Genomic DNA, 26,691 nt, shown 5'->3' with positions numbered 1-26,691 from the left:
GCGACAGGCGGCGTCAGGCGCCGCTGTCGACCCAGGCGTCGATGATCTGATCCCCGCGCGCGAACCAGGCCTCCGGCCGGCCGGCCAGGTCCAGCAGCAACCGCTCAAAGGCGTCGATCCGATAAGGCAGACCCAGGATGTAGGGCGTGACGTTCAGCGGCAGCATCCGTCCTCCGCCCGTCTGCTTCGCTTCCCGCGCCAGCCAGTCGAAGGCGTCCTTCATCTGCTGGACATAGCTGTCGGCCGACTGCTGCTGGACGGTGATGATCTGCCGGTCCGACAGCTCGTGGTTCAGCGCCAGGTTGATCAGGCCGTTGTTGAAGCGCCAAGGCAGTTCGTCGTTGACCCAGTCGCAGCAGTAGTCGACCCCGGCCTCCTTCAGCAGCCGCACGGTGTTCCAGCTCTGCGAACGGGCGATGGACAGCCAGCCGCGCGGACGCACGCCGGAAACCCGCTCCAGCACGCCCAAGGCGCCGTCGATCAGGGCCTTCTCGTCCGCCTCGTCCAGACCGGTGGCGATAGTCCCGTTCATGTCGGTGGAGTGGGCGATGATCTCATGCCCCGCCGCCATGATGTCCGCGATCACCTCGGGATAGCGCTCTGCGACGGCCGAGTTGGCCGCGACCGAGGCCTTGACCCCGGCCTTGGCCAGGGCGTCCAGCAGGCGATAGAAGCCGACCCGCGTCCCGTACTCGCGCGACGTATAGTGGCGATAGTCCGGATAGGGCGTCTGCATATGCCCCGGCGCGCGGAAGGGCTTGTCCTCCGGCGTGATCGGGAACCACTCCAGATCGATGCAGACCCAGACGGCGACGCTCTTGCCGTCGGGCCAAGCGACCGGCTTGCGTTCGTGCAGCATGGTCCAGGGATAAAGATCGTGGTCGTAGCCGCGCTTGCGGTGCGGATATTCCAGATAGGCGGCGTCCAGGCTCATGCCGCGTCTCCCGTCTGTTGTACGCGCCAGGCGTCGACGATGTCGCCCGCGCGGCTGATCCAGGCGCGGCCGTCCGCCGCGATATGCTCCAGCACCCCCTCGAAGGCGGCGATCCGGTGCGGCTGGCCGATCAGATAGGCGTGCAGCGGAATGCACATGACCGTGCCCGATTTTTCGCCCTCGACGGCCAGCCGCTCGTACTGGCGGATCAGGGCGTCGGCGTATTCGCGCGGCGACATGTTGTAGACGAAAAAGCCGTAGTGGTCGTTGACCTCCAGGCTGTAGGGGATGGAGGCCAGCCGCCCGGCCCTGGTCTTCACCGGCTGCACCTGATCGTCATGATAGAGGTCGCAGGTATAGTCCAGGCCGTATTCGGCGATCAGATCCAGGGTGCGCGGCGTGTGCGTCAGGGCCGGGGCCAGCCAGCCGCGGATGGTCTGGTCGGTGGCGTCGCGGACGGTGCGGATCGAATCCTCGATGATCCGGCGCTCCTGCGCCTCGTCCATGCCGTAGCTGTAGCGCGTGTTGTAGATGCCGTGGCTGAAAAACTCCCAGCCGCGTTCGTTGGCGTCGGCGACCACCTCCGGATGGTGCTGACACAGGGCGATCGACAGCGAGACCGAACCGGGGAAGCCGTGACGGCTCATCGCCTCGGCCATGCGCCAGTGCGACACGCGGTTGGAGTGGTCGCGATGCCCGTATCCGACCACGTCCGGATGCGGCTTGGTCCAGCTCTTGCGGAAGGGGTTCGCGGGCGGATCGATCTCGTAATACTCGAGGTTCGGCGCCACCCAGACGGCCACCGTCTTGCCGCCCGGCCAGACGATCCTGGGCCGGTTCCGATAGGGCGAGAAGTCATAGAGGCCGGGATCGCCGGCGGGTCTTGCAACAGCCTCGGACATTCAGCGGACCTCCTCGGGAACGAAGTTGAGCGGCAAGCCCGCATCCGGCGTGAAGCCGTACAGCGGCTCGCCCGGCAAGGCTTCCTCCAGTATGGACCGCACCTTCAGCAGGGCCTCAAGGTCGATGCCGGTCTTCAGCCCCATGGCCTGGAGCATGAAGACCAGGTCCTCGGTGACGATATTGCCGCTGGCGCCGGGCGCGAAGGGACAGCCTCCGATGCCGCCCAGCGAGCTGTCGACCGTGGTCAGACCCGACTCCAGCGCCGCCAGAACATTGGCCAGGCCCAGCCCCCGCGTGTTGTGCAGATGGATTCCGGTCAGCCCCTTCTCCCCCACGACGCCGCGCACCAGGGCGATCAGACGTTTGACCGCCGACGGATCGGCATAGCCGGTCGTGTCCGACAGACCCACCTCGTCGCACCCCGCCGCCATCAGCGACTCGGCCAGACGCGCCACCTGGGCGTCAGGGATCGCGCCTTCGAGCGTGCAGCCGAAGACGGTGGACAGGGAGCCCTCGAAATGCGGCCGCTCGCCCTCCGGCAGGTCGCGGATCATGTCGGCGATGCGCTTCGCCTCGTCCAGGACCTGAACATGGGTGCGCCGCAGGTTGGCCAGGCTGTGAGTCTCCGACACCGACAGCGGCAGGGTCAGCTTGTCCGCTCCGGCGCGAATCGCCGCTTCGGCTCCACGTGCGTTGGGAACCAGGACCGCAACCTCCAGGCCCGGGATCGTCTTGGCGAAGGCGACCACCTCGGCCGTGTCGGCCAGTTGCGGCAGGACGCTGGCGGGAACGAAGCTGCCCACCTCGATCTCACGGACACCAGCGGCCGCTTCTGCGGCGATCCAGGCCTTCTTCGCCTCCAGCGGCATGATGCGGCGAATGCTCTGCAAGCCGTCACGCGGCCCCACTTCGCTGACCAGGACGTCCATCTGTCTCGTTCACGCCTCTTGCTTTGATCTATTGTTATGCCTCTATAACCATTATAGGGTTCTGTCGAGCGCGAAGACTGCAAATCTCCGCGCCGCCCGCAGTCGGTTTCGAGGATTGAGCACGCATGACCGCCCCAAACCCCGCCTCTGTCGGCCCTCTGGCCGGGCTCAAGATCGTCGAATTCACCCACATGGTGATGGGGCCCTCCATCGGGGTGATTCTGGGCGACCTGGGCGCGGAGGTGATCAAGATCGAGCCCGAGGGCGGCGACCACACCCGCAATCTGCTGGGCTCGGGCGCGGGCTATTTCCCCATGTTCAACCGCAACAAGCGCAGCATCTGCCTGAACCTAAAGTCGCCCGACGACCTGGCCAGCGCCCGTCGTCTGGTCGAGGACGCCGACGTCCTGATCGAGAACTTCCGTCCGGGCGCCCTCGAACGCCTGGGCCTGGGGCCGAACGACTTCGCCGAAACCAACCCCGGCCTGATCTACTGCTCGGCCAAGGGCTTCCTGACCGGCCCCTATCAGAACCGCACGGCCCTGGATGAAGTCACCCAGATGATGGGCGGCCTGGCCTATATGACCGGACCTCCGGGCAAGCCCTTGCGCGCCGGGACCAGCGTCGTCGACATCACCGGCGGCATGTTCGGGGTGATCGGCATCCTGGCCGCGCTGAACCAGCGCCACGCCACGGGCAAGGGCGCGGAGATCAAATGCTCACTGTTCGAAACCACCGCCTTCCTGGTCGGACAGCATATGGCCCAACAGGCCGTGACCGGCGTCGCCCCCAATCCCATGCCCGCCCGCATCTCGGCCTGGGCCGTCTATGACGTGTTCGAGACCGCGCAAGAGAATGAACAGTTGTTCGTCGGCGTGGTCAGCGACAGCCAGTGGGTCGCCTTCTGCAAGGCCATGGGGCTGGACGATCTGGGCGCCGATCCTTCGCTGGCGGCCAACAACGACCGGGTGAAGGCGCGCGACCGCATCCTGCCGCGCGTCCGCGAACTGTTCGCCGGCTATGCCCGCGCCGAACTGGTCACCCGCCTGGAGGCCATCGGCCTGCCCTTCGCCCCCGTCTCGCGGCCCCAGGACCTGTTCGACGACCCCCACCTGGCCGAGGGCGGCATGGTGGAGATCACCCTGTCCGACGGCTCCTCCGCCCGCCTGCCCGCCCTGCCGCTGGAATTCGACGGCCGCCGTCTGGGCCTGCGTCACGACGTGCCGAGGCCCGACGCCGACCGGGCGGCCATCCTGGCCGAAGCCTCGCAGGCGGCCCTCGCCGGATGAGCCGCACCCTCTTCGACAAGATCTGGGACCGCCATCTGGTCAGCGACATCGACGCCAGGACCGGCCTGCTGCTGGTCGACCGCGTCCTGCTGCATGAGCGCACGGGCGGCGTGGCGCTGAAAAGCGTGCTGTCGGCCGGGCGCACGGTCTTCGCGCCGAAACAGGCCTTCGCCGTCATGGACCACATCGTGGACACCCGTCCGGGCCGGACGGACCAGACCCTGATGCCGACCGGCGCCGACTTCATCCGCACCACGCGCCAGGCCGCCGCCGAGGCCGGAATCCGCCTGTTCGACCTGGGCGACCCGAACCAGGGCATCGTCCACGTCATGTCCCCCGAACTGGGCATCGTCCTGCCCGGCCTGACCCTGGTCTGCCCCGACAGCCACACCTGTTCACAGGGCGCGCTCGGCGCCCTGGCCTGGGGCATAGGCTCGACCCAGGCTGAGCACGCCCTGGCCACATCGACCCTGCGCGTCGAGAAGCCGCGCGCCATGCGCATCACCATCGACGGCCGTCTGTCGCCCGGCGTGACGGCCAAGGACCTGGCCCTTCACCTGCTGGGCCGCTTCGGCGTCGGCGGCGGCAAGGGCCATGTGGTCGAATATGCGGGCGAAGTCGTCCGCGCCATGGACGTCGAGGCGCGCCTGACCCTGTGCAACATGGCGACCGAGTTCGCCGCCTTCTCGGCCATCATCGCCCCGGACCAGACGACGTTCGACTACCTGGCCGGACGCCCCTTCGCCCCGACGGGCGAAACCTGGGATCAGGCAGTCGCGCAATGGAGCGAACTGGCCAGCGACCCCGACGCCGTCTTCGACGTGGAACTGTCGGTGAACGCCGCCGACGTCGCCCCCATGGTGACATGGGGCGTCAGTCCGCAGCAGGTCGTCCCCCTGGACGGCGCCGTCCCCGCCTTCGAAGACGGCGGCCTGGACACGCCCGAGGCTCACGCGCGCGCCCTGACCTATATGGACCTGACGCCGGGTCGACCGCTGGAAGGCCTGCCCGTCACCGGCGCCTTCATCGGCTCCTGCACCAACAGCCGCCTGTCCGACCTGCGCCGCGCCGCCGCCGTGCTCAAAGGCCGCAAGATCGCACCCGGCGTGCGGGCTATCTGCGTTCCCGGCTCCAGCCGCGTTCGCCGTGAAGCGGAGGCCGAGGGTCTGGATCAGGTCTTCCTCGACGCCGGCTTCGAATGGCGGGAATCCGGCTGCTCCATGTGCTTCTACGCCGGGGGCGAAAGCTTCGGCCCGCGCGAACGGGTCATCAGCTCGACCAATCGCAATTTCGAAAGCCGCCAGGGACCGGAGACCCGCACCCACCTGGCTTCGCCGGAAACCGTCGCCGCCTCGGCCCTGGCCGGCGCCATAGCCGATCCGCGAAAGGCGTTCTGATGCAGCCCTTCACCCGCCTGACGGCCACAGCCGCGCCCCTGATGCGCGACAATATCGACACCGACGCCATCATCCCCTCGCGTGAGATCAAGTCCGTGTCCAAGACCGGTCTGGCCGACGGCCTGTTCGCCGGCTGGCGCTATACGGCCCAGGGCGGTCGCGATCCCGATCCGGCCTTCATCCTGAACCAGCCGACCTACGCCGGGGCGCGCATCCTGGTGGCCGGCGCCAACTTCGGCTGCGGCTCCAGCCGCGAGCACGCCGCCTGGGCCATGGCCGAGTACGGTTTCCGCGTCGTCGTCGCCCCCTCCTTCAATCCCATCTTCCGCAACAACTGCATCCTCAACGGCATGGTCCCCGCCGTCGTCCCGGCCGAAGCCGCCGCCGCGATCGCCGAAGCCGTCTCCTCGGCGGACCCTACGCTTACCGTCGATCTGGCGGCCTGTGAGATCCGCCGCCCCGACGGCGCGACCTGGACCTTCGTCATCGACCCCGAAGCCCGCGAAATGCTTCTGGAAGGCCTGGACGCCATCGCCCTGACCCTGAAACAGGCCGACCGCATCCGCGCCCTGCGCGCGCAGGACGCTCTCGAGCGGCCTTGGGTCTACTGACGTCAAGCGAAGTCTATTCTCGCGTCGCGCATCGGCATCTCATTGCGTCGCTGATCCCTGCGATCCCCGACCGTTTCGCCATAGGCGTCGATGACATAAGGAACCCCTTCTGACCCGAGCAAGCCGGGGCCGTCGCTTACTTGGAAATGCAGATGCGGCCAGCGACTGTCGCCGGAGTTCCCGATGGCGGCCAGCACCTGCCCTCGCCGCACCCGATCGCCGACGCGAACCTCCACGCTTCCAGGTTGTAGATGCGCATAGGAGGCGAACAGGCCGTCCCCCAAGTCCAGGGTCACGACGTTTCCGCCCACCGACTGCAGGGTCAGTTCCACGGCAAGCGTGAAACCGTCGCGGGTTCGCGGCCTGTTGTCCGGAAAGCCGTCGTTCGCCATGACCACGATCGCATCCGCCACCGCGACCACCGGTTGACCATAGCAGTGATAGGCGCGCACGTCAGTCTCGTCGCCATCGAACCAGGCGCCGTCTCGTTGCCTCTTCCAATCGATCGCATAGCGGCGGGCGATACGGGCTGACCCGTCCATGGCGAGCAAGCCGACACGGTGATGGGCGTCCTCTCCCGCATTGTGCGTCGGCGCCCAATCGGCTCCTTTCAACGGGGGACCTAGCCGTCTGAGCGTCTCTTTCGGCAAGACATCGATTATGGGAGCCGTGATCGTGACGGCGCCCGAACTCATACGATGTTGCAGTTTCAAGGGAGCCGATCCGCTGCTGGCCAGGCGCATGAAGACCACGCAACTCCGCCCGCTCCCAAGCATAAGCCCATCTCCGATCGTCAGAGCATCCTGCCCGACCGGGCTGATCATGGATTCCAGGCTTGCCCCTTCAAAGCTCGCAACAACCGTATCTGAAACGGGATCGAGGACCTCCATCCGGCCTAACGACATAGGTCTGTGTCCGAAGTTGCGAAGGTGCAATTCGTAGACAAGATACTCGCGGCCGTCGCTTGGCACAGCCGTAGGCGGAACCGGCACGCGCATCTCTAGTTGCCCTGAAGGGAAGTCCGTCGCCGGTTCACTCGAAACCATCGCCGTAGGAACAAGCTTCATGCCGCAAACCGGACAGGTCCCCGGCGACGAAAACAGCCTTCCGCTCACGACACAGCCGCACGGCGGACAGGTGTAGCCGCCCGTCGGCGCCCCTTCATCGGCTCGAACAACAGAGGAAGCGCCCGAGAATAACGCGGCTCCCATAAGAATGGACCGCCTAGTGCTAGGTGCCATGGCTCATGCCCTCGTTTGGAAACCGCAAAAGAAAGCAAAATCCTGAAGGATAGAAGCCATCTCCTCAAGATCGCCGTCGCGTCTCCTCATCCCTGCCCGGGCCACAGCGGAGTCGAGAAGCGCTTGGCCAGATAGTCCATCAGGGCCGTGACCCGCGCCGGTCTGGGGCCGCCGCCCGGTGCGACCAGATGCAGGGAGATGGGCGGCAGGGCCCAGTCCGTCATGACCGTCTCCAGCCGTCCTTCGGCCACGTCGCGCCAGTAGATGAAGTCCGGCTGGACCGCGAGGCCGAGCCCTGCGCAGAGGGCGGCCGTCAGGGCGTCTGCGTTGTTGGCCCGCAGCGGCCCCACCGGACGCACCACCGCCTCCTGCCCGCTTTCCTCATGCACCAGGCGCCAGGCCTCGCCGCTGGGCAGGTAGGCGTAGCCGAGGCAGGCGTGCCGCGCGAGGTCGTCGGGGTGGGTCGGTCGGCCGCGCTGCTCCAGATAGCCCGGCGAGGCCACCAGATGCCGCTGCACCGGCCGCAACCGCCGCGCGGTCATGGACGAATCCGGCAGGGACGCGATCCGCAGGGCGCAGTCGAAGCCCTCTCCCACCAAATCCACCGTCGCGTCCGACAGGTGCAGATCCACCGACACGTCGGGGTGCCGGGCGAGGAACTCCGGCAGGGCCGGTGCCACATAGGCCATGCCGAAGGACATGGGCGCGGCCAGGCGCACCAGACCCCGCGGCGTAACCGCCTGATCCAGGGCCTCTCCCTCCGCCGCCTCGGCCTCGGCCACCATCTGAGCGGCGCGTGCGGCGAGGGAACGCCCGGAATCCGTCAGCGAGAAACGCCGCGACGTCCGGTGCAGCAGGGTCGTTCCCAGCCTCTGCTCCAGCCGGGACACCGCCTTGGACACCGTGGCCTTTGACAGGGCCAGGGCGTCGGCCGCGCCCGAAAAGGACTGGGTTTCAGCCACCTTGGCGAAGATGGCCAGGGCCTCGAGATCGGGCAGTTTCGACATCACTTCTCCGAAACGATGAGTTTCATTCGTTTCTATTTCTGAGTTCAGCCTGATCGCTATCTTGGCCTCATACAAGAGCGCCGGACGGTTCGGCCTCTGACAGACATTCGGGACCAAGACCATGATCGAACTGCGCCCCTTCGACACCCTCGGCGGTGAAAACCACGGCTGGCTGAACGCCAAGCATCACTTCTCCTTCGCCAACTACTATGATCCCAAGCGCATGAGCTGGGGCTCGCTGCGGGTTTGGAACGACGATGAAATCCAGGCCGGCACGGGCTTCCCGCCCCACCCCCACTCGGACATGGAGATCATCACCTATGTCCGTGACGGCGCCATCACCCATGAGGACAACCTGGGCAACCGGGGCCGCACCGAGGCGGGCGACGTCCAGGTCATGAGCGCGGGGACCGGCGTGCGCCACTCCGAGTTCAACCTGGAATCCGAGACGACCCGCATCTTCCAGATCTGGATCGAGCCGACCCGTCGTGGCGAAAAGGCCAGTTGGGGCGCCAAGCCCTTCCCCAAGGGGGAGCGCGCCGGACAGTTCGTGGTTCTGGCCTCGGGCTTCGAGGACGACACGGATGCCCTGCCGATCCGCACTGACGCCCGCGTCGTCGGCGCGACGCTGAAGGCGGGCGAAACGGTCGAATACCCCCTGGGCGCCCAGCGCCGCGCCTATCTGGTGCCGGCCAAGGGCTCGATCGAGGTCAACGGGGTGCGTGGGAACGCCCGTGACGGCCTGGCCGTTCGCGACGTCGAGACCCTGGTCGTCACCGCCCTGTCCGACAGCGAGATCGTCCTCGTCGACGCCGCCTGACCTTCATCGAAAGCTGAAGACACGCCTCCGACCGACCAGACATTTCCGATGTTTGATCGTTCGATCAGGCAGCGGCTCGGCTCCTATGCGCCTACAAGGGCCGCTCGGGCGTATCGTCCGGGCGGCTCGCCCACGTGACGCCGGAAGGCGGTGCTGAAGGTGCTGGCCGATCCGTAGCCGACCTGTTCGGCCACGGCGTCGATCGAGGCCTCGCGTCGCCGCAACAAACGCTTGGCGACCGCCATCCGCCAAGTCAGCAGATACTCCATCGGCGCCAGGCCGACCGCGCGGGTGAAGCGGTCGAAGAAGGCGGAGCGCGACATCCCCGCCTCCTGCGCCAGTTGCGACACCGTCCAGGCCTGGGCCGGCGCGCCGTGCATGCGCCTCATGGCTGCGGCGATGCGCCGGTCCGCCAGCCCGCGCAACAGGCCCGGCGCCGCGCCCTCCCCCGGCAGGGACCGCAGCGCCTCGACCAGCAGGATTTCGATCAGACGGAACATCACCAGGCTCTGGCCCGTCCGTTCGTCCTCGGCCTCTTCGCCCAGCATCCGCACCAGAGTCGTCAGCCGTTCGACGCCTCGGACGTGAACCAGTGCCGGCAAGAGGGCGACCAGCAGGGCCGCGTCCGGCGAGTCGAACAGAAAATAGCCCCCCAGCATCCGCACCTCGGCCGGCGCCTCGGGGTCGCCGTGGCGAACCTCCTCTGTCGGGGCCGTGGCGGCACGCGGATCGATCAGCCGCGGCGTCGCCGGCTCGAAGCCGCTCATGGTGAAGCCGGGCGTGGCGGGCAAGAGGACGAAATCCCCCTGCTCCAGAATGATCGGCGCCTGGCCGTCGACCGACAGCCTGCACCGTCCCTCCGTCACCGCGCAGAAGCTGGGATCGCCGAAATCGGAATAGCGCACGGCCCATGCGCCCGCCCCGCTGATGCCCTTGGTGAAGACCGCGCGCGGACGCAACAGGCGGATGACGTCTGACAAGGGATCGACCACATCCGGACTATGGCGAATATTTCCTGGACTTCAAGCCGCAGATCATCCTGACGCCAGCGCCTATCCTGGCTTCATCGAAACGCCCAGGAGGCTCTCATGAAGACCATTCTGATCACCGGCTGCTCCAGCGGCTACGGCCTGGAGACGGCTCGACACTTCCACGCCATGGGCTGGAACGTCGTCGCCGCCATGCGCACGCCGCGCGACGACGTCCTGCCCCGATCCCCCCGGATTCGCGTCGTGGCCATGGACGTCACCCGTCCCGACAGCATCGCCGCCGCCATCGATGAAGCCGGACCGATCGACGTCCTGGTCAACAATGCCGGGATCGGCCTGGTCGGCACCCTGGAAGGGGCCTCCCTGACCAAGGCGCGAGAGATCTTCGAGACCAACACCTTCGGCGTCATGGCCGTCTGCCAGGCGGTCCTTCCCCAGTTCCGTCGACGCGGCGCAGGGACCATCGTCAACGTGACCTCCAGCGTAGCCATCGCCGCCATGCCCCTGGCCTCCATCTACACGGCCAGCAAGACGGCAGTGGAAGGCTTCACCGGCTCCCTGGCCCATGAGTTGGGCGCCTTCGGCCTTCACGTGCGCCTGGTCCAGCCCGGCTACGGTCCGACCACCCGCTTCACCGCCAACTCGGACATCAGGCTGGAAGAGGCCATCCACCCGGCCTACGCCGACTTCGCGGCTCCGATCATCGCCGCCTTCGCTGCGCCGCCCCTGACCACCGCCCCGTCCGACGTGGCCGAGGCCGTCTGGGCCGCCGTCCACGAACCCGGCGACCATCTGCGCTTCCCAGCAGGTCCCGACGCCGTCGAGTTGGCCCTCCGGGCAGGCTGACCGGAAACTAGGTCCGCCGCATCCACGCCATGAACAGCCACAGCAGCCAGTCCTTGCGCTGCGGCTGCAGGCGGCGCGCATGACGCCCCTTGCCCACGAAGACCTCGAAGCCTGTCAGGCCGCCGAACTGGGCCATGAAGCCGACCTTTCCCGCGATGATTCCATTCATCCAGTTTGGCCCCGAACGCACCGCGCCGAAAGAGGCGCCGCCTCGGTCAAGCGCTCGATCCTCGCTCCGCCGTCGGCATCGATCCCGTACATGAAATGCGAGGTGAAGATCCGATACTACGGCCTGCCCGCCGGAGACTATCGTCAGGCGATCTCCGGCGACGCCCCCGACAGCGTCGCCGCGCTTGCACGGCGTGTCTGGGAGTGGATGAAGACTCGAGCCTGAAGACTCGACACGCCTCCTGGGCAAAAAGGAACGATCGGGGCCGCGCAGAGCACGGCCCCGACTTCATCAAGATTCAGCCTGCCTTAGAAAAGGTCGAACCCGATGCCGACGCCGCCGGAGCTCTCGTTGTTCCGGCCGAAGGCGCCGCCGACAGAGATCGACACCCCATTGCCGAAACGCCGACCATAGCCGACGGAAAGCGCCTCCTCGCCGTTCTGGAAACCGAGTCCGACCGCCAGGCGTCCACGTCCCGGCATGGCCGCGGCGGCGTTCATCGCCATGTTCAACTGGGCGCTGCTCATGGCGCCCAGGCGGTCGATTCGGCGATCCTGCCCGTCCAGCCGCGAGGCCACGCCGGTCAGCCGATCATCGAACGCCGCCAGCTTCTGATCCGTATAGGCCATGGCGGCGGTGAGCGTCCGGGCGTCGCCGGCGTCGGCATAGGCGCGGACCACGGCGTCTCCAGCATCCGCGTGCGCCCGGGCCGAGGCCAGGGTCGCCGCATCGCCCGCGTCGGCATGGGTCTGGGCGGACGCCAGGGTCGCCGCGTCGCCCGCTTCCATCTGGCGGCGATTGACGGCGTCCATCGGATCGACTCCATCGGCGACATTGGCCACGCGGGTGCCGCTCGCTCCTTCCAGGGTCAGGACATCCCGCGTGGCGTCGTCATACTCCGGCGCCAGAGGATTGCCCGGGCCTTGCGGACCTTGGGGCCCCTGGGGTCCCGTCGGTCCGACCTGGCCTTGCGGTCCGGCCGGTATGGCGGCGATCTGGGCCGCCAGACTGGTCAATCGCGTATCCACCGCGGTCAACGCGCCCCCGACGTTGGAATAGCCGGTCCCTGAATGGTGAAGGACGGATAGTTGATGATCGTGGACCCGATGGACCCGGTATAGGTCATCCCGCCGCCCATGATCTGCGCCAGGGTCGTACCCAGGAAGTTGTCCGCGTTCACCATCTGCCGCAGGTTCACCGCATCCGTCGCCGCCACGGCGTTGGCGACATGGATGATGTTGTGCTCGGCGCCGGAGGCCCCGACCGAGACGGCGTGCGCCCGGTCGGCGACCGCGCCCCAGCCGATGGCCGTCCCCTCCTCGGCGGTGACGACCGCGTTGACGCCGACGGCCGTGCCCCGATCCGCGCCCGCTTGAACCACCGCGCCGACGCCGAAAGCCGCGCTGTAGAGGCTGTTCGCCACGGCCCCGTTTCCGACCGCCACGCCGCCGCGAGCGCCTACGAGGGTGGTTTCGCCTGGGTCGACCACGCCGTCGAGATTGACATCGACCCAACCGCCGATCGCCAGGCCGCCGATCGCGCCGGTCAGGACTTCGGATCTGAAACCGATCGCCACGCTCTGCTCGGCCCGAGCCCAGTTCTGGGCGCCCATGGCCAGGCTTTGCGTGCCGAGCGCCCCGTTGTTGAAGCCGAAGGCGCTGGCTCCGGTCTCCGTCGCCCTGTTCATGCTGCCGACGGCCGTGGCGTCCGTCCCCGAGGCGGCGTTGCCTGCGCCCAAGGCGCTCGCCCGATACTCGCTTGCGTTGTTCGACGCCCCGACCGCCGCGCTCTCTTCACCGGAGGCCGTGTTGAAATAGCCGATCGCGCTGCTCTTCTCTCCGCCGAGAATCCTCACGCCGCCCAGGGTCCGGATGTTGTTGCCCACGCCGACCGACGTGCTGCTGGCCCCGTCCGCATAGCCGCCGACGCCCGCCGCGAAGCTGGTCCGGCCCAGGGCCTGGACCGTGACGCCCAAGGCGGCCGATCCTTCCCCCTCCGCGACCGTCTGCTCGTTCGCATCGACCACGCCGTCGCCGTTGCGATCCAGCCAACCGCCGACGGCCAAGGCCCCCTCAGCGAGCGAGCCGGTCCTGGAATAGTATCCGAACGCGCTGGATTTCACGCCGAGAGCCTGGTTGCCGTTCCCAAAGGCGCTGCTCCCGGACCCCGCTGCGGTGTTGAAATAGCCGAAGGCGGAGCCGGCGTAGCCGAGCGCGACGTTCGACCGTCCGACGGTCGTGCTGGCCACCCCGCTGGCGTTGTTGAACGCCCCGATGGCCGTCGCCCCGGCGCTGCAGGTCGTGTTGGCCGTTCCCTCCTCCACGCCCTGGTCCGTACTCGGGGCCGGAAGGATGAGGTTTCCGTTCGTATCCCGGCAGAAGGCGTCCTGCGCCGAAGCCTGCTCCGGCGCACCGATCACGGCGAGCGCGAGACAGGACGCTCCTGCGATCAGAACGGCTCTCAGGCCGCCGCGCCGCAGGGTCGTCGGCGCGCCGACAAGGCTGTTGGTCATGGTGTTCATCTATTCGCTCCCGCTCCCACCAAGGGTCGATGAAGGGATGCTGCGCGGGGCGCTCGACGGCGGCGTCCACCATTTGGTGGAGGCGCCTTTGCCGCAACGGGCGGAAAGACTACCGTGGGTATGCGACGGTGTTGTTCAGGATCCCAATGACCGATTGTATTTCAGCCGAACGCCTGTCGACGTTGATCGGACTGATCTACGACAGCGCGATAGACGTATCGCGCTGGTCAGCGGCGCTCGAGGCGATCCGGATCGAGATCGACGGCGCCAGCGCCACGCTCGACCTGGTCACGGTGCCGGACGCCCGCAGCGTTCTCAACATCATGACCAATATCCCCGCGCCCTATTGCGACACCATGCTGAACTACGCGGGAGAGGCCCTGGAACTGTGGGGCGGGATCGAGCGGCTGAGCCGCCTGCCGCTGCATCTCCCGATGACGCTCGTGCGGACGACGCCGGATATCGGCCTTCTGGACACGGCGCGTTTCTCTATCGAATGGGCCAGACCCCAGGGCCTGTGCGACGTCATGGGCGTCTGGCTGGCGCGCGATTCACAGGCCTTCGGCGTCCTGGGTTTCGGCCGCCTGGAGAAGCATGGCCCCTATGGCGATCGTGAATTGGCGATCATGACGCTGCTCGCCCCCCACCTTCAGCGCGCCGCGACCATCAATCGACTGCTCGACATCGCGGCGATCCAGCAATCGAACTTCGCCGCCCTGTTCGACGTCCTGTCCGTTCCGATCCTGCTTGTGGGAAGCGGCATGCGGCTGGCTCACGCCAATGCGGCGGCGCGTCGCTTGCTGGATGGAACGGAACCCTTCCGTCTGCGCGATGGGCTGTTGTCGCTCAGCGACATCGGTTCCGACCGCGCCCTGGCCGCCGCCATCACCCAGGCCACGGACGGCCGAACCTCGCTGGGGCGCAAGGGATTGGGCATCCCCATGCGCCTGAACGACGGCGAAGTCGGCGCCCTCCACGTCCTGCCCCTGGCTCCGAACGACGCCTTGCGCCGATCCGGCGCGCTGGCGGCGGTCTTCGTCGCCCGCTCCCTGGCGCCTTTCGTCGGGCCGACCGAGATCATCAGCGAACTGTTTGGATTGACCCCTAGCGAAGCCCGCGTGTTCCAGCATGTCGCGGATGGCCGAACCCTCGCTCAGATCGCCGTCGCGCTCGGGGTCGAGAACAGCACAGTAAAAACGCATCTGCTCCGGGTCTTCGACAAGACCGGCGTGCGCCGCCAGGCGGAGGTCGTCCAGATGGCGGCCACGCTGTCGATCCCCGTCGCCGGCTAGAGCACGACGAGCGGCAGGTGGATGTCGGTGCGCAATTCGTTCTGCGGCGTCGAGCTCGGATCGTTGAGATAGGCCTCGAAAATGGGCGCATCGTCGGGCTCGTACCCCGACGCCGGCAACCAGACGCCCAGAAGCCAGCGATAGGCCCCGCGCATGTCGGCGTAGGGGCCGGTATAGGCCAGCCTGGCGTAGACGCCGCCGCGCAGGACCGTTTCCACCAAGGGAGCGTCAATCATCGCCTCATCCGCGACCGGCAGACAGGCGCGCGAACGCAACGCCTCTTCGGGACCCAGGTCCGGGTCGTCGAAGAACACGGCCTTCATCGCCGGCTGGGCGGGCAGGACGCCGCGCGCGGCCAGTTCCCCGAAAAGCCGTCCCATGGCGTGGTCGATCCCCATATAGGACCCGACATGATCCATCCCTACACAACGCTGGGCCGGGATGGTCTCGATGGTCACGGGGAAGGCCCGCGCGTCTGCGGCGGCGCAGGCCGCCTTGAACGCCGCATGCGAACCTTGCGCACGATAAGCCGCCGGGCTCAGATCGAACGCCTCCTTGAACGCCCGCCTGAACGCATCGGCGGAGCCGTAACCGGCGCGCGACGCGACCGCGGCAATGTCGAGGTCCGTATTGGACAGGCGCTCCGCCGCGCGCTGAAGCCGCAGGCGGCGGATCGTCGCCACGACGGTCTCCCCCCGCATAGCCGAATAGATCCGGCTCCAATGATAAGGCGACAGACAGGCGACCTCGGCCAGTCGGTCGAAGGACAGGTCGTCTTCCAGATGGGCGTGGATATGGTCCAGGACGCGATCGAGACGGTCGCGGTACGGAACTTGGTTGATCATCCGGCTCTTCCTGACGTTGAAATCATGCGGAGCCTGGCACGTCTCGAGCCGACAAATCCTGCGATAGGCGACCCGTCTCGTCAGCTTCAGACGCTGGGACTCCCGTTCGCAACGACGTCGAACCAGTCTTCCAGTCGCTCGACAAAGGCCTCGGGCCGGTCCTCACTCGCTCTGCTGTCGGCGCATCGTCGTATCGATCCAGTCCGCGAAATGGGAGATGCGGACCTGATAGCTGGTTCGGCCGTAAACGCCGCCCTGGAAATCGGCGAGATCGCCGTCCCACCATTGCCAGGACGCCAGTCCGGCCAACCGCCACTCCCGCCCCTGACGGATCAGGACCGGCCCGCCGCTGTCGCCGTTGCCCAGCATGCCCTCGAGCGGTAGCGCCCCTCGCCCCTGATCGAAAACGTAGGTCAGCCAGGCGCCGTCAGCGCTGGCGATCCGGTTCTGCGCGCGACGAAGCGGCCCTCGATGCGGCGCATCGCCAGGCTGTCCGGCGACGCCGGCGCCGCTCGCGCCACGGCCGATGATCTCCACGATCTCGCCGCGCTCCCCCTGACCGCGATAGAGGCGCACGGGCTTCACGTCCCGCACCGGCTCCGCCAATCGGATCAGAGCGATGTCCGCCCTCTGTAGTTGGAACGCCATCAACGGAGCCGCGTCGCCTCGCAGCAGGAAAGCGTCCGGATCACGCGCCCCGGGGTGCAAGATGACGTCGGCCACGGCGTGGCTACGCCCGTTGATCACGACGCTTGAAAGCTTCTCATGCCTCCAGGTCAAGGCGTGGGCGGCTGTAACGACCCACTGGTCGGCGATCAGGACGCCATGCCCTTCAACCGGCAGATCGACAAGCGCGGGCAAGTAGCTGTCGGCCACTCGATAGCGGCCGTCCGCGACGTCGTGGCGGATGACGATCGCGCCGGCGGGCGTCGCCCCGATCAAGGCGAGAATCAGCCCGACAGCGCCCCCGACAGCGCCAAGGATCGTCGTGCTGCGACCGCCTGATCCGCTTCCCCTCAAACCGGCCTCCCGCTGCATCAACGCCCCTCCGAAGACCAGGATCGCGACATCCCTTCCGGGGCGTTTGTAAGGTCGGAAGCGCAGCATCACCAGAAGCGACGACATCCAACGAAGAGACCTGCTCCCTGGCTATGCCTTCCGGGCCACGGCGTCTCGACAGTCACGATGGAGCATCAAACCGGAGACGGCGCCCGACGCATCGCGCGTGAAGGTCAGCCGGGCGTTGCTTGCTCTCAGAGAGAAGACATCGCCCGACCCAGGATCCAACTCGACCTCCTTCTCCCCTGTGATCTGGCTCCGTAGCCGGCCGTTCACAAGCGATACGGTGACGGATGAAGTCGGCGTCAGATCATAGACGCCCACAAAGGTCTGCAAGGGTTCGACGGCAGTTACAGCTTGGACGGACGACTCCTCGCGCGCCAAGCCCAGCAGAGAAGCGCCCAGGGAATCCGGCGCCAGCCCGTTGAGATTGCCCAGGACAATCACCGTCGTACGGCGGACCGGATCATAGGCCATATAGGTATTGAAGCCGTCGAGCCCGCCCGAATGGGCTATGGTCGTATTCCCCGCCGCTTGAACGGCGAACACCCCAAAGGCGTACTGATCGCGAACGGGCGTCGTCAGAAGCGTCAGCGATGCGGGGCTCAGCAGTCGGCCGCCGTACAACCCCTGCTCCCATTTCAACAAGTCGTGCGTGGTGGAATAGAGACCGCCGGCGCCCTGCGGAATGCTCATGTCCCAATAGGCTGCGTTGACGACGCCATGGGCGCTCGGCGTGTATCCGGACGCGCGACGCGGCAGGATCTCGGCGTTCGTATCGTACCCGCTATCGGTCATGCCGAGCGGCTGAAGCAGGTTCTCGGCGACAAAGTCCGCATAGGAGCGGCCGCTCGCCTTCTCGATGACGGCCGTCAGCAGGACATAGCCTGAGTTGGAGTACTTCCGCCCTTCGCCCGGTTGGAAGTCCAGCGGACGATCCCGAAAGCGGGCGATCAGGCCGTCGACCGTATCCGGCAGCGCCTTTCGCGCCTGGAAATCGTCGAAGCTGGTGAAGTTCGGCACGCCGGCGGTGTGGGCCAGCAAGCGCCTCACCGTAACCTGATCCCATGCCGCGGGCGCATCCGGAAGCCAGGTCTTCACGGGCGCGTCCAGATCGACCAGGCCGCGCTCGTTCAGGATCATGACGGCGACGGCGGTGAACTGTTTGGTGATCGACCCCAGGCGGAACTTGGTGTCTCCGTCATTGGGAATGAGCCATTCACGATTGGCGAAGCCATAGCCTCTGTCGAGCAAGACTTCGCCGTCGCGGGCCACCAGGACGGATCCCGAAAACTCGTTCGCCTCGACCGACGTCCTCACGATCCGATCCATGCGCTCAGGGACATGAGCCAGGGCCGGAGCGGCGGACAGGATGGCGGCGGTCAGGCAGATGAAGGCGATACGCACGCCGACAGGCTTATTGGCTTTTGACAAATCTAGTCCCCCTACGCGGCATGCTCGTCACGCCACGACAAGGAAGAGCTATCCGACTGCATTGGCGGATGCAGCGCCCATCCTTAAATCTTCGCAACATGGCGCGGCTTGCCAGATAATCTCTTCTGGGCGCTTCCTCTTGCGTGGCCTTCAAAATCTCAAAATATCAGCGATTTTGAATCACTCAGAAGGGGCAGATCACGCTCAGTGGAGTGAACACCGCACGGGCCATCTTGACCCCGCTCTCGTAGCTCTGCCCCTCACGGACGACTGACTCACACACGAAGTCACGTGGGTCGAGGTGCTGAGCGAGGCGATCCCGCAACATCTCGTCCGTGTCCAATTCACTCCCTTGAACGGTTACTCCAGTAAACTCCGCCCAACCTGACGCGGAGAAGGGCACATCCTGGCCGTAATCGTCGTCCCAGAACACGTCGCAAACTCCGTCCCACTCGAACCGGAATTTCACGCCGTCTCGCTCCGGGAAGCGGAGACGAGCACGGGAAATGTCCCCGTGCTCGAAGACGTAGAACCCCCCATTATGCTCGTTCGCCTCTTCGTCATACGGCTCTGACCACTCGGCCGCTTGGCCGACCACGTCCTTCCACCGGCGGATCGGGAAGTGCAGGTTCTCATGGTACGCTCGCGGCTCCCACATCTCGCCGCCGGTCTTCTGCTCGGCTTCCACGTCCAGCGACCAAAAGAGGCGTGCGTCGCCGGCGGGGTGGTACGTGCGTAGCCAGTACGGGTCGGGGATAGCTGCCGATATCTCGGCGCTCTTGATGGCGAACGTCTTGTCTTTGAGAACCAGAAGCATCGTTCTTTCCTCCGCAGCCGACCTGAACGCAAATACACCGCGCTTTCGAAGGACGTGAACTCACACGTTCCATTCCGAGGAACTCAGCCCACGTTCGCTGCTGACCCGCTCTGCCTGCCCCCAGTCAGATCGCCCCTCCGCCGTCCGACAGGGATGTTCATCCGTCATGCCAGCAGGTTCGCACCTTGTCCGAAAGGACGATGACACTCCCCCAGAGACACGCAATCGTCCAGTTCACAGCTGCAGACGGACCGCCCAAGGCTTCAGCCGCAAACGCCCTGGGAAATCGAGTTCTCAGTCAGGTCCGTCTTGATCCTGCTCTTTCACGGCCTGACCAACAATCAAGGCCAACTCCTCGAGCAGACTGGAAAGCCGATCCCTGTCCTTGGCGGATAGGCCGGAAATGAGCGCCCGCTCGACAAGCATGTCCTCGCGAAAAGCAGCTTCGACCAAGGCCCGTCCCTCGGCGGTCAATTCGACCGGCAGGCTGCGCTTGTCGCTGCTCTCCGCCGCACGCCTGATCAAGCCTCGGTTGGTGAGACGATCCAGCCTGGGCGTCAGTCCGCCGGAAGTGATCATCAGCGACCGAAAAAGCTCTGTCGGTCGCAACCGGTAGGGCGGCCCCGCTCTCAGCAAGGTCGAAAGAACGTCGAACTCGCCAGTGTCGAGGCCGTGCCGGGCGAACACCGCCTCGATACCCGGTCTGACCTGCAAGGTGATCCATCGCATGCGTCCAAGGACGGCCATTCCGACCGTGTCCACATCCGGCAATTCCCGACGCCACTGCTCGATACGAGATGATACGTGATCCATGAAATTCTCTTGACGAAAAGATAAATCCGCTCATTATCTTTCCAGAAAGATAAATACATCCGCCCAGAAACACCAGAGAAGGAAGCCGCTTTGCAAACGCTCTCAGCACAAGAATCTTATCTATCCGGAAAACCCGGCATAGGCCCCAAGCTCGTCATCGCAGGGCGAGCCATGTCCGCGCTCGTCGTGCTGTTTCTTCTGGGCGCCTCTGTCGCGCCCAAGCTCTCAGGCGCGGCGGTGGCTACGGAGTCCCTGCGGTCGGTCGGTTGGGATCCACGCCACACGCTGCTGATCGGCCTGATCGAACTGGTCTGCGTGATCCTGTACGCCCTTCCTCGGACCAGCGTGTTGGGCGCAATCCTCACCACGGGACTTTTGGGCGGCGCGATCGCAACCCAGTTCAGGGTCGACAGCCCCCTCTTCAGCCACGTCTTGTTCGGGCTCTATCTTGGCCTGTTGTTGTGGGGCGGCCTCTGGCTCCGGAACCCTGCTCTCAGAGCGATATTCCCCTTTGGAAGCCGGGCGCGCACATCGTCGCCCTCCTCTGAAGATTGAAAGAGGAAACCGCCATGGCTGACGACGTTGTGAAGGGGCCGGCCTCCTACTTTCCCTCCATCGAGGAAAAATACGGACGCCCCATCGGCGAATGGCAGGAGCTGGTGCGCTAGCAGCTTCCCGCCAAACACATGGAATTGGTCGCGATGCTGAAGAACGACCACAAGATGGGCCACGGCCATGCCAACGCCATTGTGGCGTACACGCTGGCCAAAGGATAAATGAGCAAGCTTACTGACCACACGCATCGATCCCAACGGTGAACGACGTGGTTAAGAAGAAAGCCTATCGGATCGTCAGCCTCGCTTGACCCGGTCACGGCCGCGCGGACCCAGTGCATGGTCAACAGCTGACGATACCGTCAGAAACGACGGCGTTACAAATGAAACGCCCCTTAGAAAGGCTTCGAAGGGTCTCGAATAAATTCACTTTTATGTCAGCAACTTATTGGCGCTTCCGGAAGCGACGCCGAAAGCTTCCGAAAGGCCTGAATTACTCCCACTCGATGGTGCCGGGGGGCTTGGAGGTCACGTCGTAGACGACGCGGTTGACGCCGCGGACCTCGTTGATGATGCGCGTGGCGGTCTTGGCCAGGACGTCCCAGGGGAACTGGTAGAAGTCGGCGGTCATGCCGTCCGTCGAGGTGACGGCGCGCAGGGCCAGGACCTTTTCATAGGTCCGGGCGTCGCCCATGACGCCGACCGTCTTGACTGGCAGCAGGACGGCGAAGGCCTGCCAGATGTCGTCGTAGAGACCGGCCTTGCGGATTTCCTCAAGGTAGATGGCGTCGGCGTCCTGCAAGGTGGCGACCGCATCCGGCGTGATCTCGCCGGGGATGCGGATGGCCAGGCCCGGCCCCGGGAAGGGATGGCGTCCGACAAAGGCGTCGGTCAGGCCCAGTTCGCGGCCCAGGGCGCGAACCTCGTCCTTGAACAGCTCACGCAGCGGCTCGACCAGCTTCAGCTTCATGAAGTCCGGCAGGCCGCCGACGTTGTGGTGGCTCTTGATCACCGCCGAGGGGCCGCCCGAGGCCGAAACGCTCTCGATCACGTCGGGATAGAGGGTGCCCTGGGCCAGGAACTCGGCGCCTTCGATCTTGCCCGCCTCGCGGTCGAAGATCTCGATGAAGACGCGGCCGATGGTCTTGCGCTTGGTCTCCGGGTCCGAAATCCCGGCCAGCTCTCCGAGGAATTCCTTCGACGCATCAACGTGCACCAGCGGGATGTTGTAGTGCTCACGGAACAGGGTCGTGACCTGGGTCGCCTCGTCCTTGCGCAGCAGGCCGGTGTCCACGAAGACGCAGGTCAGCTGATCGCCGATGGCTTCATGGATCAGGACGGCGGCGACGGAGCTGTCCACCCCGCCCGACAGGCCGCAGATGACCTTGGCGTCGCCGACCTGTTCGCGGATCTTGGCGATCTGCTCGTCGCGATAGGCGGCCATGGTCCAGTCGCCGCTCAGGCCGACGATACCGTGGGTGAAGTTCTTCAGGATGACGGCGCCGCGCGGGGTGTGCATCACCTCCGGGTGGAACTGCACGCCGTAGATCTTCTTCTCTTCGTTGGCGATAGCGGCGAAGGGCGCGCCTTCCGAGGTGGCGATGACGTGGAAGCCTTCGGGGATGGCGGTGACGCGGTCGCCGTGGCTCATCCACACGGTCTCGCGGTGATCGACGCCGCCGATGCCGGCGAACAGCGGGCTTTCGCGGGTGATGACGATCTCGGCGCGGCCGAACTCGCGATGGTGGCCGCTCTCGACCTTACCACCCAGCTCGGCGCAGATGGTCTGCTCGCCGTAGCAGATGCCCAGCACCGGCACGCTGGCCTCGAACAGGGCGGGGTCAGCCTTAGGGCTCTCCGCCTCGGTCGTGGAGGCCGGACCGCCCGACAGGATGATGGCCTTGGGCGCGACCGTCTTCAGCGCCTCGCCCGCCTTGTTGAACGGGTGGATCTCGCAATAGACGCCGGCTTCGCGCAGGCGGCGCGCGATCAGTTGCGTCACCTGACTGCCGAAATCGACAATCAGTACGGCTTCATGCGTGTGGGGCGCGGTCATGAGGGCTCAGAATCCGAAGCGGGCGTTGATGGGGCGGGTTCTTGACGGGTGAAGACGTCGGGATCAAGTCGCGAGGCGGGCACATCGGCCAATGCGGCCAGGCCTTGCGTCGTCAGCACCTCGGACAGGCGATCCCAGGCCTCGGCCAGGTGGACGTCGACCAGATGCAGATACTCGGTCCAGTCTTCCAGTTTCGACAGCTCGCTCTTGCCGTCGCTGACGCCGCGCAGGGCGATCAGAGGCACGCCGAAGGTCTGGGCCACACGCAGAAGGGCGAAGGTCTCCATGTCCACCATCTCGGCGTCGATGGCGTCATAGGCGGCGCCCGAGACCACGTTCGCGCCGGTCGACAGGGTCGCGGTCGGCACGCCGGGGATGGGGCAAGGCAGAGGCAGGACGGCGGGCAGGTCCAGCAGCGGCGTCCTGCCCTTCTCGAACCCCAGAGGGCTGGCGTCCATGTCGCGATAGCTGACCGAGGAAGCCTGATAGACCGCCGCATGTTCCAGGTCGCGCGACCCGCACGAGCCCAGGGACACGATCAGGTCCGGCAGGGCGTCGTCCGCCTCCAGCCGCGTCAGCGCCGCCGTCAGGGCGATGGCCGCCTCGACCGGACCGATCCCGGTCATCAGGGGCGTGAGCCGCGCCTGAAGAGCGGCGCCGTATTCAGCCGGCGCCGCCATGACGGGCAGGACCGTCAGGCCGTAGATGTCCTCTGACCGCCCGTCGCTCATGCCGTCCGCTCATAGACGGCGGCGAAGAAGCCGTCCGTGCCGGTAGAGGCGGGCGACAGGCGCAGGCGATGCCCGTCGGCGACGGCGCCCAGACGCTCGCGCGCCGCCTCGGTCAGGTTCGCCGCCTTCAGGGCTTCCGTCATGGGAACGGGCCGGAAGTCGGGACAGGCCGCCTCGAAGGCCTCGGCGGAGGCTTCGTTCTCGGCCCGCAGCATGGAGCAGGTGATGAAGACCAGACGCCCGCCCGGCTTCACCAGGAGAGAGGCCTGCTTCAGGATGCGCGTCTGCAAGTCGTGCAGGCGCTCGACCTCATCGGTCTTCAGACGCCACGCGTCCTCGGGACGGCGACGCCAGGTGCCGGAACCGCTGCACGGTGCATCGACCAGGACCACGTCCGCCTGACCGTTCAGATCCTCGACCCCGCCGCCGTTCTGACCCAGCAGGCGAAGATCGGCCTTCACGCCCGCGCGCGTCAGTCGGGGCCGGATGTTGTCCAGACGCTTCTGCACCACGTCGCAGGCGATCAGGCGGATGCCCATCTCGGCGTTCTCGACCGGCTTGGCTTTGGCCTTGGGCTGGACCACGGCCCCCTGCCCGTCCCCGCCGACCGGCGACCAGACGGCCACCGGGGCGGCGGGCGTCTCGACCATGGCGGCCTGGGTCGCCGCCGACTGACCCAGCATGGCCAGACCCAGGGTCTTGCCGCCGCCGCCGGCGCAGTAATCAACGACGGTCATGCCGGGCTGAACGCCCGTCAGCCAGCAGGCGACCTGGCTGCCTTCGTCCTGAATTTCGATATGGCCCTGCTTGAAGGCCTCCAGCGCCTGGACGTTCGGCGGCGGCTCGGCCGACAGGCGCAGGCCCGCGGCCGACCAGGGCGTGCGCTCGGGCGACAGACCGGCCTCGGTCAATTCCGCCTCGACGCCCTCGACCGTGGTCTTGGCCAGGTTGACGCGCAGGTCGATCGGCGCGCGCGGCGCCATCAGCTCGTGGGCTTCCTCGGTCCAGCGGTCGCCGAAGACGGCCTTGAAGTCCTCGACCACGAACTCGGGCAGGCCGGCGGCGACCCAGCCCGGCAGTTCGCCCGGCGCGGCGGTGATGCGACCGCGCTCCTGCTTGGACAGCGGACGCGGGCCGTATCCCTCGCCAGAGTGCAGGGCTTCGATCTCGTCCAGCGGCAGGCCGTCGATCAGCGACAGCGAGCCGATGACCAAGGCGCGGCCGTCCTCACGACCGCCCATGGCCCAGACCAGACGTCCCCGTGCGCGGATGACCTTGTAGACGCAGTCGGCGATGGCGCGGCGGTCCTTGGAGCCCGCATAGCGGTTGGCGGCGCCCCAGGCCTTCAACACCACCTCGGCCGGCTGGCGGCTGTGGGCGATGCTGTCGAGGACGGAGGCGGCGGCGGCGAGGCGGGCTGCAGGGGTCAATCGGGTCTCGGATCAGATGAAAAGGGCCGCGAAGATCATGATCAGTCCCGCAAGCGAGACCAGCCAAACCAGCGACCGGACATAGGGCACGCCCAGGGCGTAGAACGGAACATAGGCGACGCGCGCCCAGAAATAGAGGGCGGCGCCCCACAGGGTCAGGGCGCTCTCCGCGCCCGTGACGTGGGCGATCAGGACAGCGCCGATGAACAGCGGCAGGGTTTCGTAGAGGTTGGCCTTGGCCCTTTCGAGGCGGCCGACGACAAGGTTCTTCGATTCGGGAGTGTGATCGCGCGTCCCCCCGCCCCAGGCCAGACCGAACTCCATATCCCGGACCACGGCCGGGATCAGAACCTGCACCAGGGCCAGGATCAGCGTCGCCGCCAGATAGATCAGCTCCGTCGTCACGTCCCGCCCCGCCTCTGTTCAATACGAAACCGCTCCCGATCCGAGGACCGGGAGCGGACCAGGGGATCAGCCCTGACGATAGTTCGGCGCCTCACGCGTGATCATCACGTCGTGGACATGGCTTTCGCGCAAGCCCGCATTGGTGATGCGCACGAAGCGGGCGCGGTCCTGGAAGTCGGGAATGGTCGCCCCGCCGACATAGCCCATGGAGGCGCGCAGGCCGCCGACCATCTGGTGGATGACCGGGGCGATCGGCCCCTTGTAGGCGGTCTGGCCCTCGATGCCTTCAGGCACCAGCTTCTCGGACGAGACCTCCTTCTGGAAGTAGCGGTCCGCCGAGCCCGCGCCCATGGCGCCGACCGAGCCCATGCCGCGATACGACTTGTAGCTGCGGCCCTGATACAGGAAGACGTCGCCCGGCGATTCATCCGTCCCGGCGAACATCGAGCCCATCATGGCGGCGCTGGCGCCGGCCGCGATGGCCTTGGCCATGTCGCCCGAATACTTGATGCCGCCGTCGGCGATGACCGTGGCGCCCGTGCCCTTGGCGGCCCGAGCAGAATCCATGATGGCGGTCAGCTGCGGTACGCCCACCCCGGCGACGATCCGGGTGGTGCAGATGCTGCCCGGGCCGATGCCGACCTTGATCGCGTCGGCGCCCGCGTCGATCAGGGCGCGGGTGGCGTCATAGGTGGCGACGTTGCCGGCGATGATCTGCAGACGGTTGTTCTCGCGCTTGATGCGCTCGACCACCTGAGCCACCGAGGCCGAGTGGCCGTGGGCGGTGTCGATCACCACCACGTCGGCGCCGGCCTCCGCCAGGGCCATGGCGCGCTCGTAACCGGCGTCGCCGACGGTCGAGGCGGCGCCGACCAGCAGGCGGCCCTGCTCGTCCTTGGCGGCGTTCGGGAAGGCCTGGGCCTTCTCGATGTCCTTCATGGTGATCAGGCCGATGGCGCGGTTCTGATCGTCGACGACGATGACGCGTTCGATCTTGCGCGTGCGCAGCAGGTTCCACGCCTCTTCACGACCGGCGCCTTCGCGCACGGTGATCAGGTCACCCGTGGTCATCAGGGCCGAGGCCTTGATCGAAGGATCGCTCTCGAAACGCATGTCGCGGTTGGTCAGCATGCCGACCAGACGCCCCGTCGCCGGATCGACCACCGGGAAGCCGGTGATCTTCTTGGCGGCGACGATCTGGCGAACCTCGCCCAGGGTCGTGTCGGGCGAGACCGTCACCGGGTTGATGACCATGCCGCTTTCATAGCGCTTGACGGTGCGGACCTGCTCGGCCTGCTCCTCGATGGTCATGTTGCGGTGAAGCACGCCCAGACCGCCGGCCTGGGCCATGGCGATGGCCAGACGGCTTTCGGTCACCGTGTCCATGGCGGACGACAGCAGCGGGATGTTCAGTTTGATGTCGCGCGTCAGTCGGGTCGAGACGTCGGCCATGGCCGGCATGATCTCGGACGGACCGGGTTCGAGCAAAACATCGTCGAAGGTGAGGCCTTCGCGTATCTCCATGGGGGAGTCTCCGTTTTGCGGGCCGCGTATAACGCCCGTTGGCTCGGAACCGCAACCCCAAGCGGGAGCTATAAG

Annotated in this window: 27 protein-coding genes and 1 pseudogene; 9 read left to right on the top strand and 19 right to left on the bottom strand. The window is 66.5% G+C overall.

From position 1 onward, the window contains the following. Positions 1–13 precede the first annotated feature (13 nt). The 3 genes from ABIE19_RS06250 to ABIE19_RS06240 are packed head-to-tail and all read right to left on the bottom strand — an operon-like array spanning position 14 to position 2,766. On the bottom strand, positions 14–934 hold the full coding sequence (locus ABIE19_RS06250) for a polysaccharide deacetylase family protein (protein ID WP_354088258.1): 921 nt from the start codon (positions 932–934) through the stop codon (positions 14–16). Further along, the gene (locus tag ABIE19_RS06245) at positions 931–1,836 is read right to left on the bottom strand and encodes a polysaccharide deacetylase family protein (RefSeq protein ID WP_354088257.1); all 906 of its coding nucleotides are present in this window, start codon (positions 1,834–1,836) and stop codon (positions 931–933) included. Before ABIE19_RS06245 ends, ABIE19_RS06250 begins: the two co-directional genes overlap by 4 nt. Next, positions 1,837–2,766 (bottom strand): hydroxymethylglutaryl-CoA lyase, encoded by a 930-nt coding sequence (locus tag ABIE19_RS06240; RefSeq protein WP_354088256.1) that lies wholly within the window; start codon positions 2,764–2,766, stop codon positions 1,837–1,839. It lies immediately after the preceding gene. A gap of 125 nt (positions 2,767–2,891) precedes the next feature. Between ABIE19_RS06240 and ABIE19_RS06235 the strand changes: the two genes are divergently transcribed. The 3 genes from ABIE19_RS06235 to leuD are packed head-to-tail and all read left to right on the top strand — an operon-like array spanning position 2,892 to position 6,063. Next, positions 2,892–4,055, top strand: a complete 1,164-nt coding sequence (locus tag ABIE19_RS06235) for a CaiB/BaiF CoA transferase family protein (protein ID WP_354088255.1) — start codon at positions 2,892–2,894, stop codon at positions 4,053–4,055. Then, entirely contained in the window at positions 4,052–5,452 is a 1,401-nt protein-coding gene (locus ABIE19_RS06230; RefSeq protein WP_354088254.1) for a 3-isopropylmalate dehydratase large subunit, read from the top strand. The genes ABIE19_RS06235 and ABIE19_RS06230 overlap by 4 nt, the downstream gene beginning before the upstream one ends. Beyond that, entirely contained in the window at positions 5,452–6,063 is a 612-nt protein-coding gene (gene leuD / locus ABIE19_RS06225) for a 3-isopropylmalate dehydratase small subunit (protein ID WP_354088253.1), read from the top strand. The genes ABIE19_RS06230 and leuD overlap by 1 nt, the downstream gene beginning before the upstream one ends. A 2-nt stretch (positions 6,064–6,065) precedes the next feature. Here the strand turns inward: leuD and ABIE19_RS06220 are convergent, their stop codons facing one another. Together ABIE19_RS06220 and ABIE19_RS06215 are read right to left on the bottom strand one after the other, a co-directional pair. Further along, entirely contained in the window at positions 6,066–7,130 is a 1,065-nt protein-coding gene (locus ABIE19_RS06220) for a M23 family metallopeptidase (protein ID WP_354088252.1), read from the bottom strand. 260 nt (positions 7,131–7,390) lie between these two features. Then, entirely contained in the window at positions 7,391–8,311 is a 921-nt protein-coding gene (locus tag ABIE19_RS06215; RefSeq protein WP_354088251.1) for a LysR family transcriptional regulator, read from the bottom strand. Between the two features lie 121 nt (positions 8,312–8,432). Here ABIE19_RS06215 and ABIE19_RS06210 point away from each other — a divergent pair, with 121 nt between their 5' ends. Next, positions 8,433–9,131, top strand: coding sequence for a pirin family protein (locus ABIE19_RS06210; RefSeq protein WP_354088250.1), 699 nt, complete (start codon positions 8,433–8,435; stop codon positions 9,129–9,131). Positions 9,132–9,214: 83 nt separating this feature from the next. Here the strand turns inward: ABIE19_RS06210 and ABIE19_RS06205 are convergent, their stop codons facing one another. Next, entirely contained in the window at positions 9,215–10,111 is an 897-nt protein-coding gene (locus tag ABIE19_RS06205; protein ID WP_354088249.1) for an AraC family transcriptional regulator, read from the bottom strand. Between the two features lie 108 nt (positions 10,112–10,219). On the opposite strand from ABIE19_RS06205, the gene ABIE19_RS06200 reads away from it, so the two are divergent. Continuing rightward, positions 10,220–10,966: an SDR family oxidoreductase gene (locus ABIE19_RS06200; RefSeq protein WP_354088248.1), complete on the top strand. Its 747-nt coding sequence runs from the start codon at positions 10,220–10,222 to the stop codon at positions 10,964–10,966. A gap of 7 nt (positions 10,967–10,973) precedes the next feature. Here ABIE19_RS06200 and ABIE19_RS06195 read toward each other — a convergent pair whose 3' ends face one another. Then, positions 10,974–11,135: a hypothetical protein gene (locus ABIE19_RS06195; protein ID WP_354088247.1), complete on the bottom strand. Its 162-nt coding sequence runs from the start codon at positions 11,133–11,135 to the stop codon at positions 10,974–10,976. Between the two features lie 102 nt (positions 11,136–11,237). Between ABIE19_RS06195 and ABIE19_RS06190 the strand changes: the two genes are divergently transcribed. After that, a complete protein-coding gene (locus tag ABIE19_RS06190) occupies positions 11,238–11,360 on the top strand; it encodes a hypothetical protein (RefSeq protein WP_354088246.1) in 123 nt (40 codons plus the stop codon). Positions 11,361–11,443: 83 nt separating this feature from the next. Here ABIE19_RS06190 and ABIE19_RS06185 read toward each other — a convergent pair whose 3' ends face one another. Together ABIE19_RS06185 and ABIE19_RS06180 are read right to left on the bottom strand one after the other, a co-directional pair. After that, positions 11,444–12,151 (bottom strand): YadA C-terminal domain-containing protein, encoded by a 708-nt coding sequence (locus ABIE19_RS06185; RefSeq protein WP_354088245.1) that lies wholly within the window; start codon positions 12,149–12,151, stop codon positions 11,444–11,446. A gap of 17 nt (positions 12,152–12,168) precedes the next feature. Next, positions 12,169–13,656, bottom strand: a complete 1,488-nt coding sequence (locus tag ABIE19_RS06180; RefSeq protein ID WP_354088244.1) for a hypothetical protein — start codon at positions 13,654–13,656, stop codon at positions 12,169–12,171. 146 nt (positions 13,657–13,802) lie between these two features. Between ABIE19_RS06180 and ABIE19_RS06175 the strand changes: the two genes are divergently transcribed. Further along, entirely contained in the window at positions 13,803–14,948 is a 1,146-nt protein-coding gene (locus tag ABIE19_RS06175; protein ID WP_354088243.1) for a helix-turn-helix transcriptional regulator, read from the top strand. Here the strand turns inward: ABIE19_RS06175 and ABIE19_RS06170 are convergent. The 5 genes from ABIE19_RS06170 to ABIE19_RS06150 all read right to left on the bottom strand — a co-directional run bounded on the left by ABIE19_RS06170 (position 14,945) and on the right by ABIE19_RS06150 (position 19,916). Further along, positions 14,945–15,793, bottom strand: coding sequence for an AraC family transcriptional regulator (locus ABIE19_RS06170; protein ID WP_354088242.1), 849 nt, complete (start codon positions 15,791–15,793; stop codon positions 14,945–14,947). The genes ABIE19_RS06175 and ABIE19_RS06170 overlap by 4 nt on opposite strands. Positions 15,794–15,955: 162 nt before the next feature. Then, positions 15,956–16,831, bottom strand: coding sequence for a S1 family peptidase (locus ABIE19_RS06165; RefSeq protein WP_354088241.1), 876 nt, complete (start codon positions 16,829–16,831; stop codon positions 15,956–15,958). Positions 16,832–16,942: 111 nt separating this feature from the next. Beyond that, complete coding sequence (locus ABIE19_RS06160; RefSeq protein ID WP_354088240.1) at positions 16,943–18,259, bottom strand: serine hydrolase; 1,317 nt, start codon at positions 18,257–18,259, stop codon at positions 16,943–16,945. Positions 18,260–18,470: 211 nt separating this feature from the next. After that, positions 18,471–19,103 (bottom strand): hypothetical protein, encoded by a 633-nt coding sequence (locus ABIE19_RS06155; protein WP_354088239.1) that lies wholly within the window; start codon positions 19,101–19,103, stop codon positions 18,471–18,473. Between the two features lie 294 nt (positions 19,104–19,397). Beyond that, a complete protein-coding gene (locus tag ABIE19_RS06150; protein ID WP_354088238.1) occupies positions 19,398–19,916 on the bottom strand; it encodes a MarR family winged helix-turn-helix transcriptional regulator in 519 nt (172 codons plus the stop codon). A 171-nt stretch (positions 19,917–20,087) separates the two neighbouring features. Here ABIE19_RS06150 and ABIE19_RS06145 point away from each other — a divergent pair, with 171 nt between their 5' ends. Both ABIE19_RS06145 and ABIE19_RS06140 read left to right on the top strand, forming a co-directional pair. Then, positions 20,088–20,471 carry a DoxX family protein gene (locus ABIE19_RS06145; protein ID WP_354088237.1) on the top strand — a complete coding sequence of 128 codons (384 nt, stop codon included), beginning with the start codon at positions 20,088–20,090 and terminating at the stop codon, positions 20,469–20,471. A 14-nt stretch (positions 20,472–20,485) separates the two neighbouring features. Next, a pseudogene (locus ABIE19_RS06140) lies at positions 20,486–20,692 on the top strand (DUF4287 domain-containing protein). A gap of 271 nt (positions 20,693–20,963) precedes the next feature. Here ABIE19_RS06140 and guaA read toward each other — a convergent pair. The 5 genes from guaA to guaB all read right to left on the bottom strand — a co-directional run bounded on the left by guaA (position 20,964) and on the right by guaB (position 26,616). Beyond that, a complete protein-coding gene (gene guaA / locus ABIE19_RS06135) occupies positions 20,964–22,526 on the bottom strand; it encodes a glutamine-hydrolyzing GMP synthase (RefSeq protein ID WP_354088236.1) in 1,563 nt (520 codons plus the stop codon). Continuing rightward, entirely contained in the window at positions 22,523–23,257 is a 735-nt protein-coding gene (locus tag ABIE19_RS06130; protein ID WP_354088235.1) for a 5'-methylthioadenosine/S-adenosylhomocysteine nucleosidase, read from the bottom strand. The genes guaA and ABIE19_RS06130 overlap by 4 nt, the downstream gene beginning before the upstream one ends. Further along, the gene (locus ABIE19_RS06125; protein ID WP_354088234.1) at positions 23,254–24,687 is read right to left on the bottom strand and encodes an RsmB/NOP family class I SAM-dependent RNA methyltransferase; all 1,434 of its coding nucleotides are present in this window, start codon (positions 24,685–24,687) and stop codon (positions 23,254–23,256) included. The genes ABIE19_RS06130 and ABIE19_RS06125 overlap by 4 nt, the downstream gene beginning before the upstream one ends. Before the next feature lie 12 nt (positions 24,688–24,699). Beyond that, complete coding sequence (locus ABIE19_RS06120) at positions 24,700–25,092, bottom strand: MAPEG family protein (RefSeq protein WP_354088233.1); 393 nt, start codon at positions 25,090–25,092, stop codon at positions 24,700–24,702. 66 nt (positions 25,093–25,158) lie between these two features. Next, positions 25,159–26,616 carry an IMP dehydrogenase gene (gene guaB / locus ABIE19_RS06115; RefSeq protein ID WP_354088232.1) on the bottom strand — a complete coding sequence of 486 codons (1,458 nt, stop codon included), beginning with the start codon at positions 26,614–26,616 and terminating at the stop codon, positions 25,159–25,161. Between the last annotated feature and the right edge of the window lie 75 nt (positions 26,617–26,691).

Origin of the sequence: Brevundimonas faecalis, assembly GCF_040549405.1 — a bacterium.
Lineage (GTDB): Bacteria > Pseudomonadota > Alphaproteobacteria > Caulobacterales > Caulobacteraceae > Brevundimonas > Brevundimonas faecalis.
The sequence above is the reverse complement of the archived record's forward strand: the minus strand, read 5'-3'. Positions and strand labels throughout refer to the sequence as shown.

Excerpts from the sequence above, each read along its gene's own strand:
- guaB (WP_354088232.1), bottom strand. The coding sequence starts at position 26,616 with ATGGAGATACGCGAAGGCCTCACCTTCGACGATGTTTTGCTCGAACCC.
- ABIE19_RS06195 (WP_354088247.1), bottom strand. The coding sequence starts at position 11,135 with ATGAATGGAATCATCGCGGGAAAGGTCGGCTTCATGGCCCAGTTCGGC.
- leuD (WP_354088253.1), top strand. The coding sequence starts at position 5,452 with ATGCAGCCCTTCACCCGCCTGACGGCCACAGCCGCGCCCCTGATGCGC.
- ABIE19_RS06130 (WP_354088235.1), bottom strand. The coding sequence starts at position 23,257 with ATGAGCGACGGGCGGTCAGAGGACATCTACGGCCTGACGGTCCTGCCC.
- ABIE19_RS06145 (WP_354088237.1), top strand. The coding sequence starts at position 20,088 with ATGTCCGCGCTCGTCGTGCTGTTTCTTCTGGGCGCCTCTGTCGCGCCC.
- ABIE19_RS06220 (WP_354088252.1), bottom strand. The coding sequence starts at position 7,130 with ATGAAGCTTGTTCCTACGGCGATGGTTTCGAGTGAACCGGCGACGGAC.
- ABIE19_RS06250 (WP_354088258.1), bottom strand. The coding sequence starts at position 934 with ATGAGCCTGGACGCCGCCTATCTGGAATATCCGCACCGCAAGCGCGGC.
- ABIE19_RS06240 (WP_354088256.1), bottom strand. The coding sequence starts at position 2,766 with ATGGACGTCCTGGTCAGCGAAGTGGGGCCGCGTGACGGCTTGCAGAGC.
- ABIE19_RS06235 (WP_354088255.1), top strand. The coding sequence starts at position 2,892 with ATGACCGCCCCAAACCCCGCCTCTGTCGGCCCTCTGGCCGGGCTCAAG.
- ABIE19_RS06165 (WP_354088241.1), bottom strand. The coding sequence starts at position 16,831 with ATGCAGCGGGAGGCCGGTTTGAGGGGAAGCGGATCAGGCGGTCGCAGC.
- ABIE19_RS06215 (WP_354088251.1), bottom strand. The coding sequence starts at position 8,311 with ATGTCGAAACTGCCCGATCTCGAGGCCCTGGCCATCTTCGCCAAGGTG.
- ABIE19_RS06230 (WP_354088254.1), top strand. The coding sequence starts at position 4,052 with ATGAGCCGCACCCTCTTCGACAAGATCTGGGACCGCCATCTGGTCAGC.
- ABIE19_RS06245 (WP_354088257.1), bottom strand. The coding sequence starts at position 1,836 with ATGTCCGAGGCTGTTGCAAGACCCGCCGGCGATCCCGGCCTCTATGAC.
- ABIE19_RS06200 (WP_354088248.1), top strand. The coding sequence starts at position 10,220 with ATGAAGACCATTCTGATCACCGGCTGCTCCAGCGGCTACGGCCTGGAG.
- ABIE19_RS06150 (WP_354088238.1), bottom strand. The coding sequence starts at position 19,916 with ATGGATCACGTATCATCTCGTATCGAGCAGTGGCGTCGGGAATTGCCG.
- ABIE19_RS06180 (WP_354088244.1), bottom strand. The coding sequence starts at position 13,656 with ATGAACACCATGACCAACAGCCTTGTCGGCGCGCCGACGACCCTGCGG.
- ABIE19_RS06155 (WP_354088239.1), bottom strand. The coding sequence starts at position 19,103 with ATGCTTCTGGTTCTCAAAGACAAGACGTTCGCCATCAAGAGCGCCGAG.
- ABIE19_RS06170 (WP_354088242.1), bottom strand. The coding sequence starts at position 15,793 with ATGATCAACCAAGTTCCGTACCGCGACCGTCTCGATCGCGTCCTGGAC.
- ABIE19_RS06210 (WP_354088250.1), top strand. The coding sequence starts at position 8,433 with ATGATCGAACTGCGCCCCTTCGACACCCTCGGCGGTGAAAACCACGGC.
- ABIE19_RS06175 (WP_354088243.1), top strand. The coding sequence starts at position 13,803 with ATGACCGATTGTATTTCAGCCGAACGCCTGTCGACGTTGATCGGACTG.
- guaA (WP_354088236.1), bottom strand. The coding sequence starts at position 22,526 with ATGACCGCGCCCCACACGCATGAAGCCGTACTGATTGTCGATTTCGGC.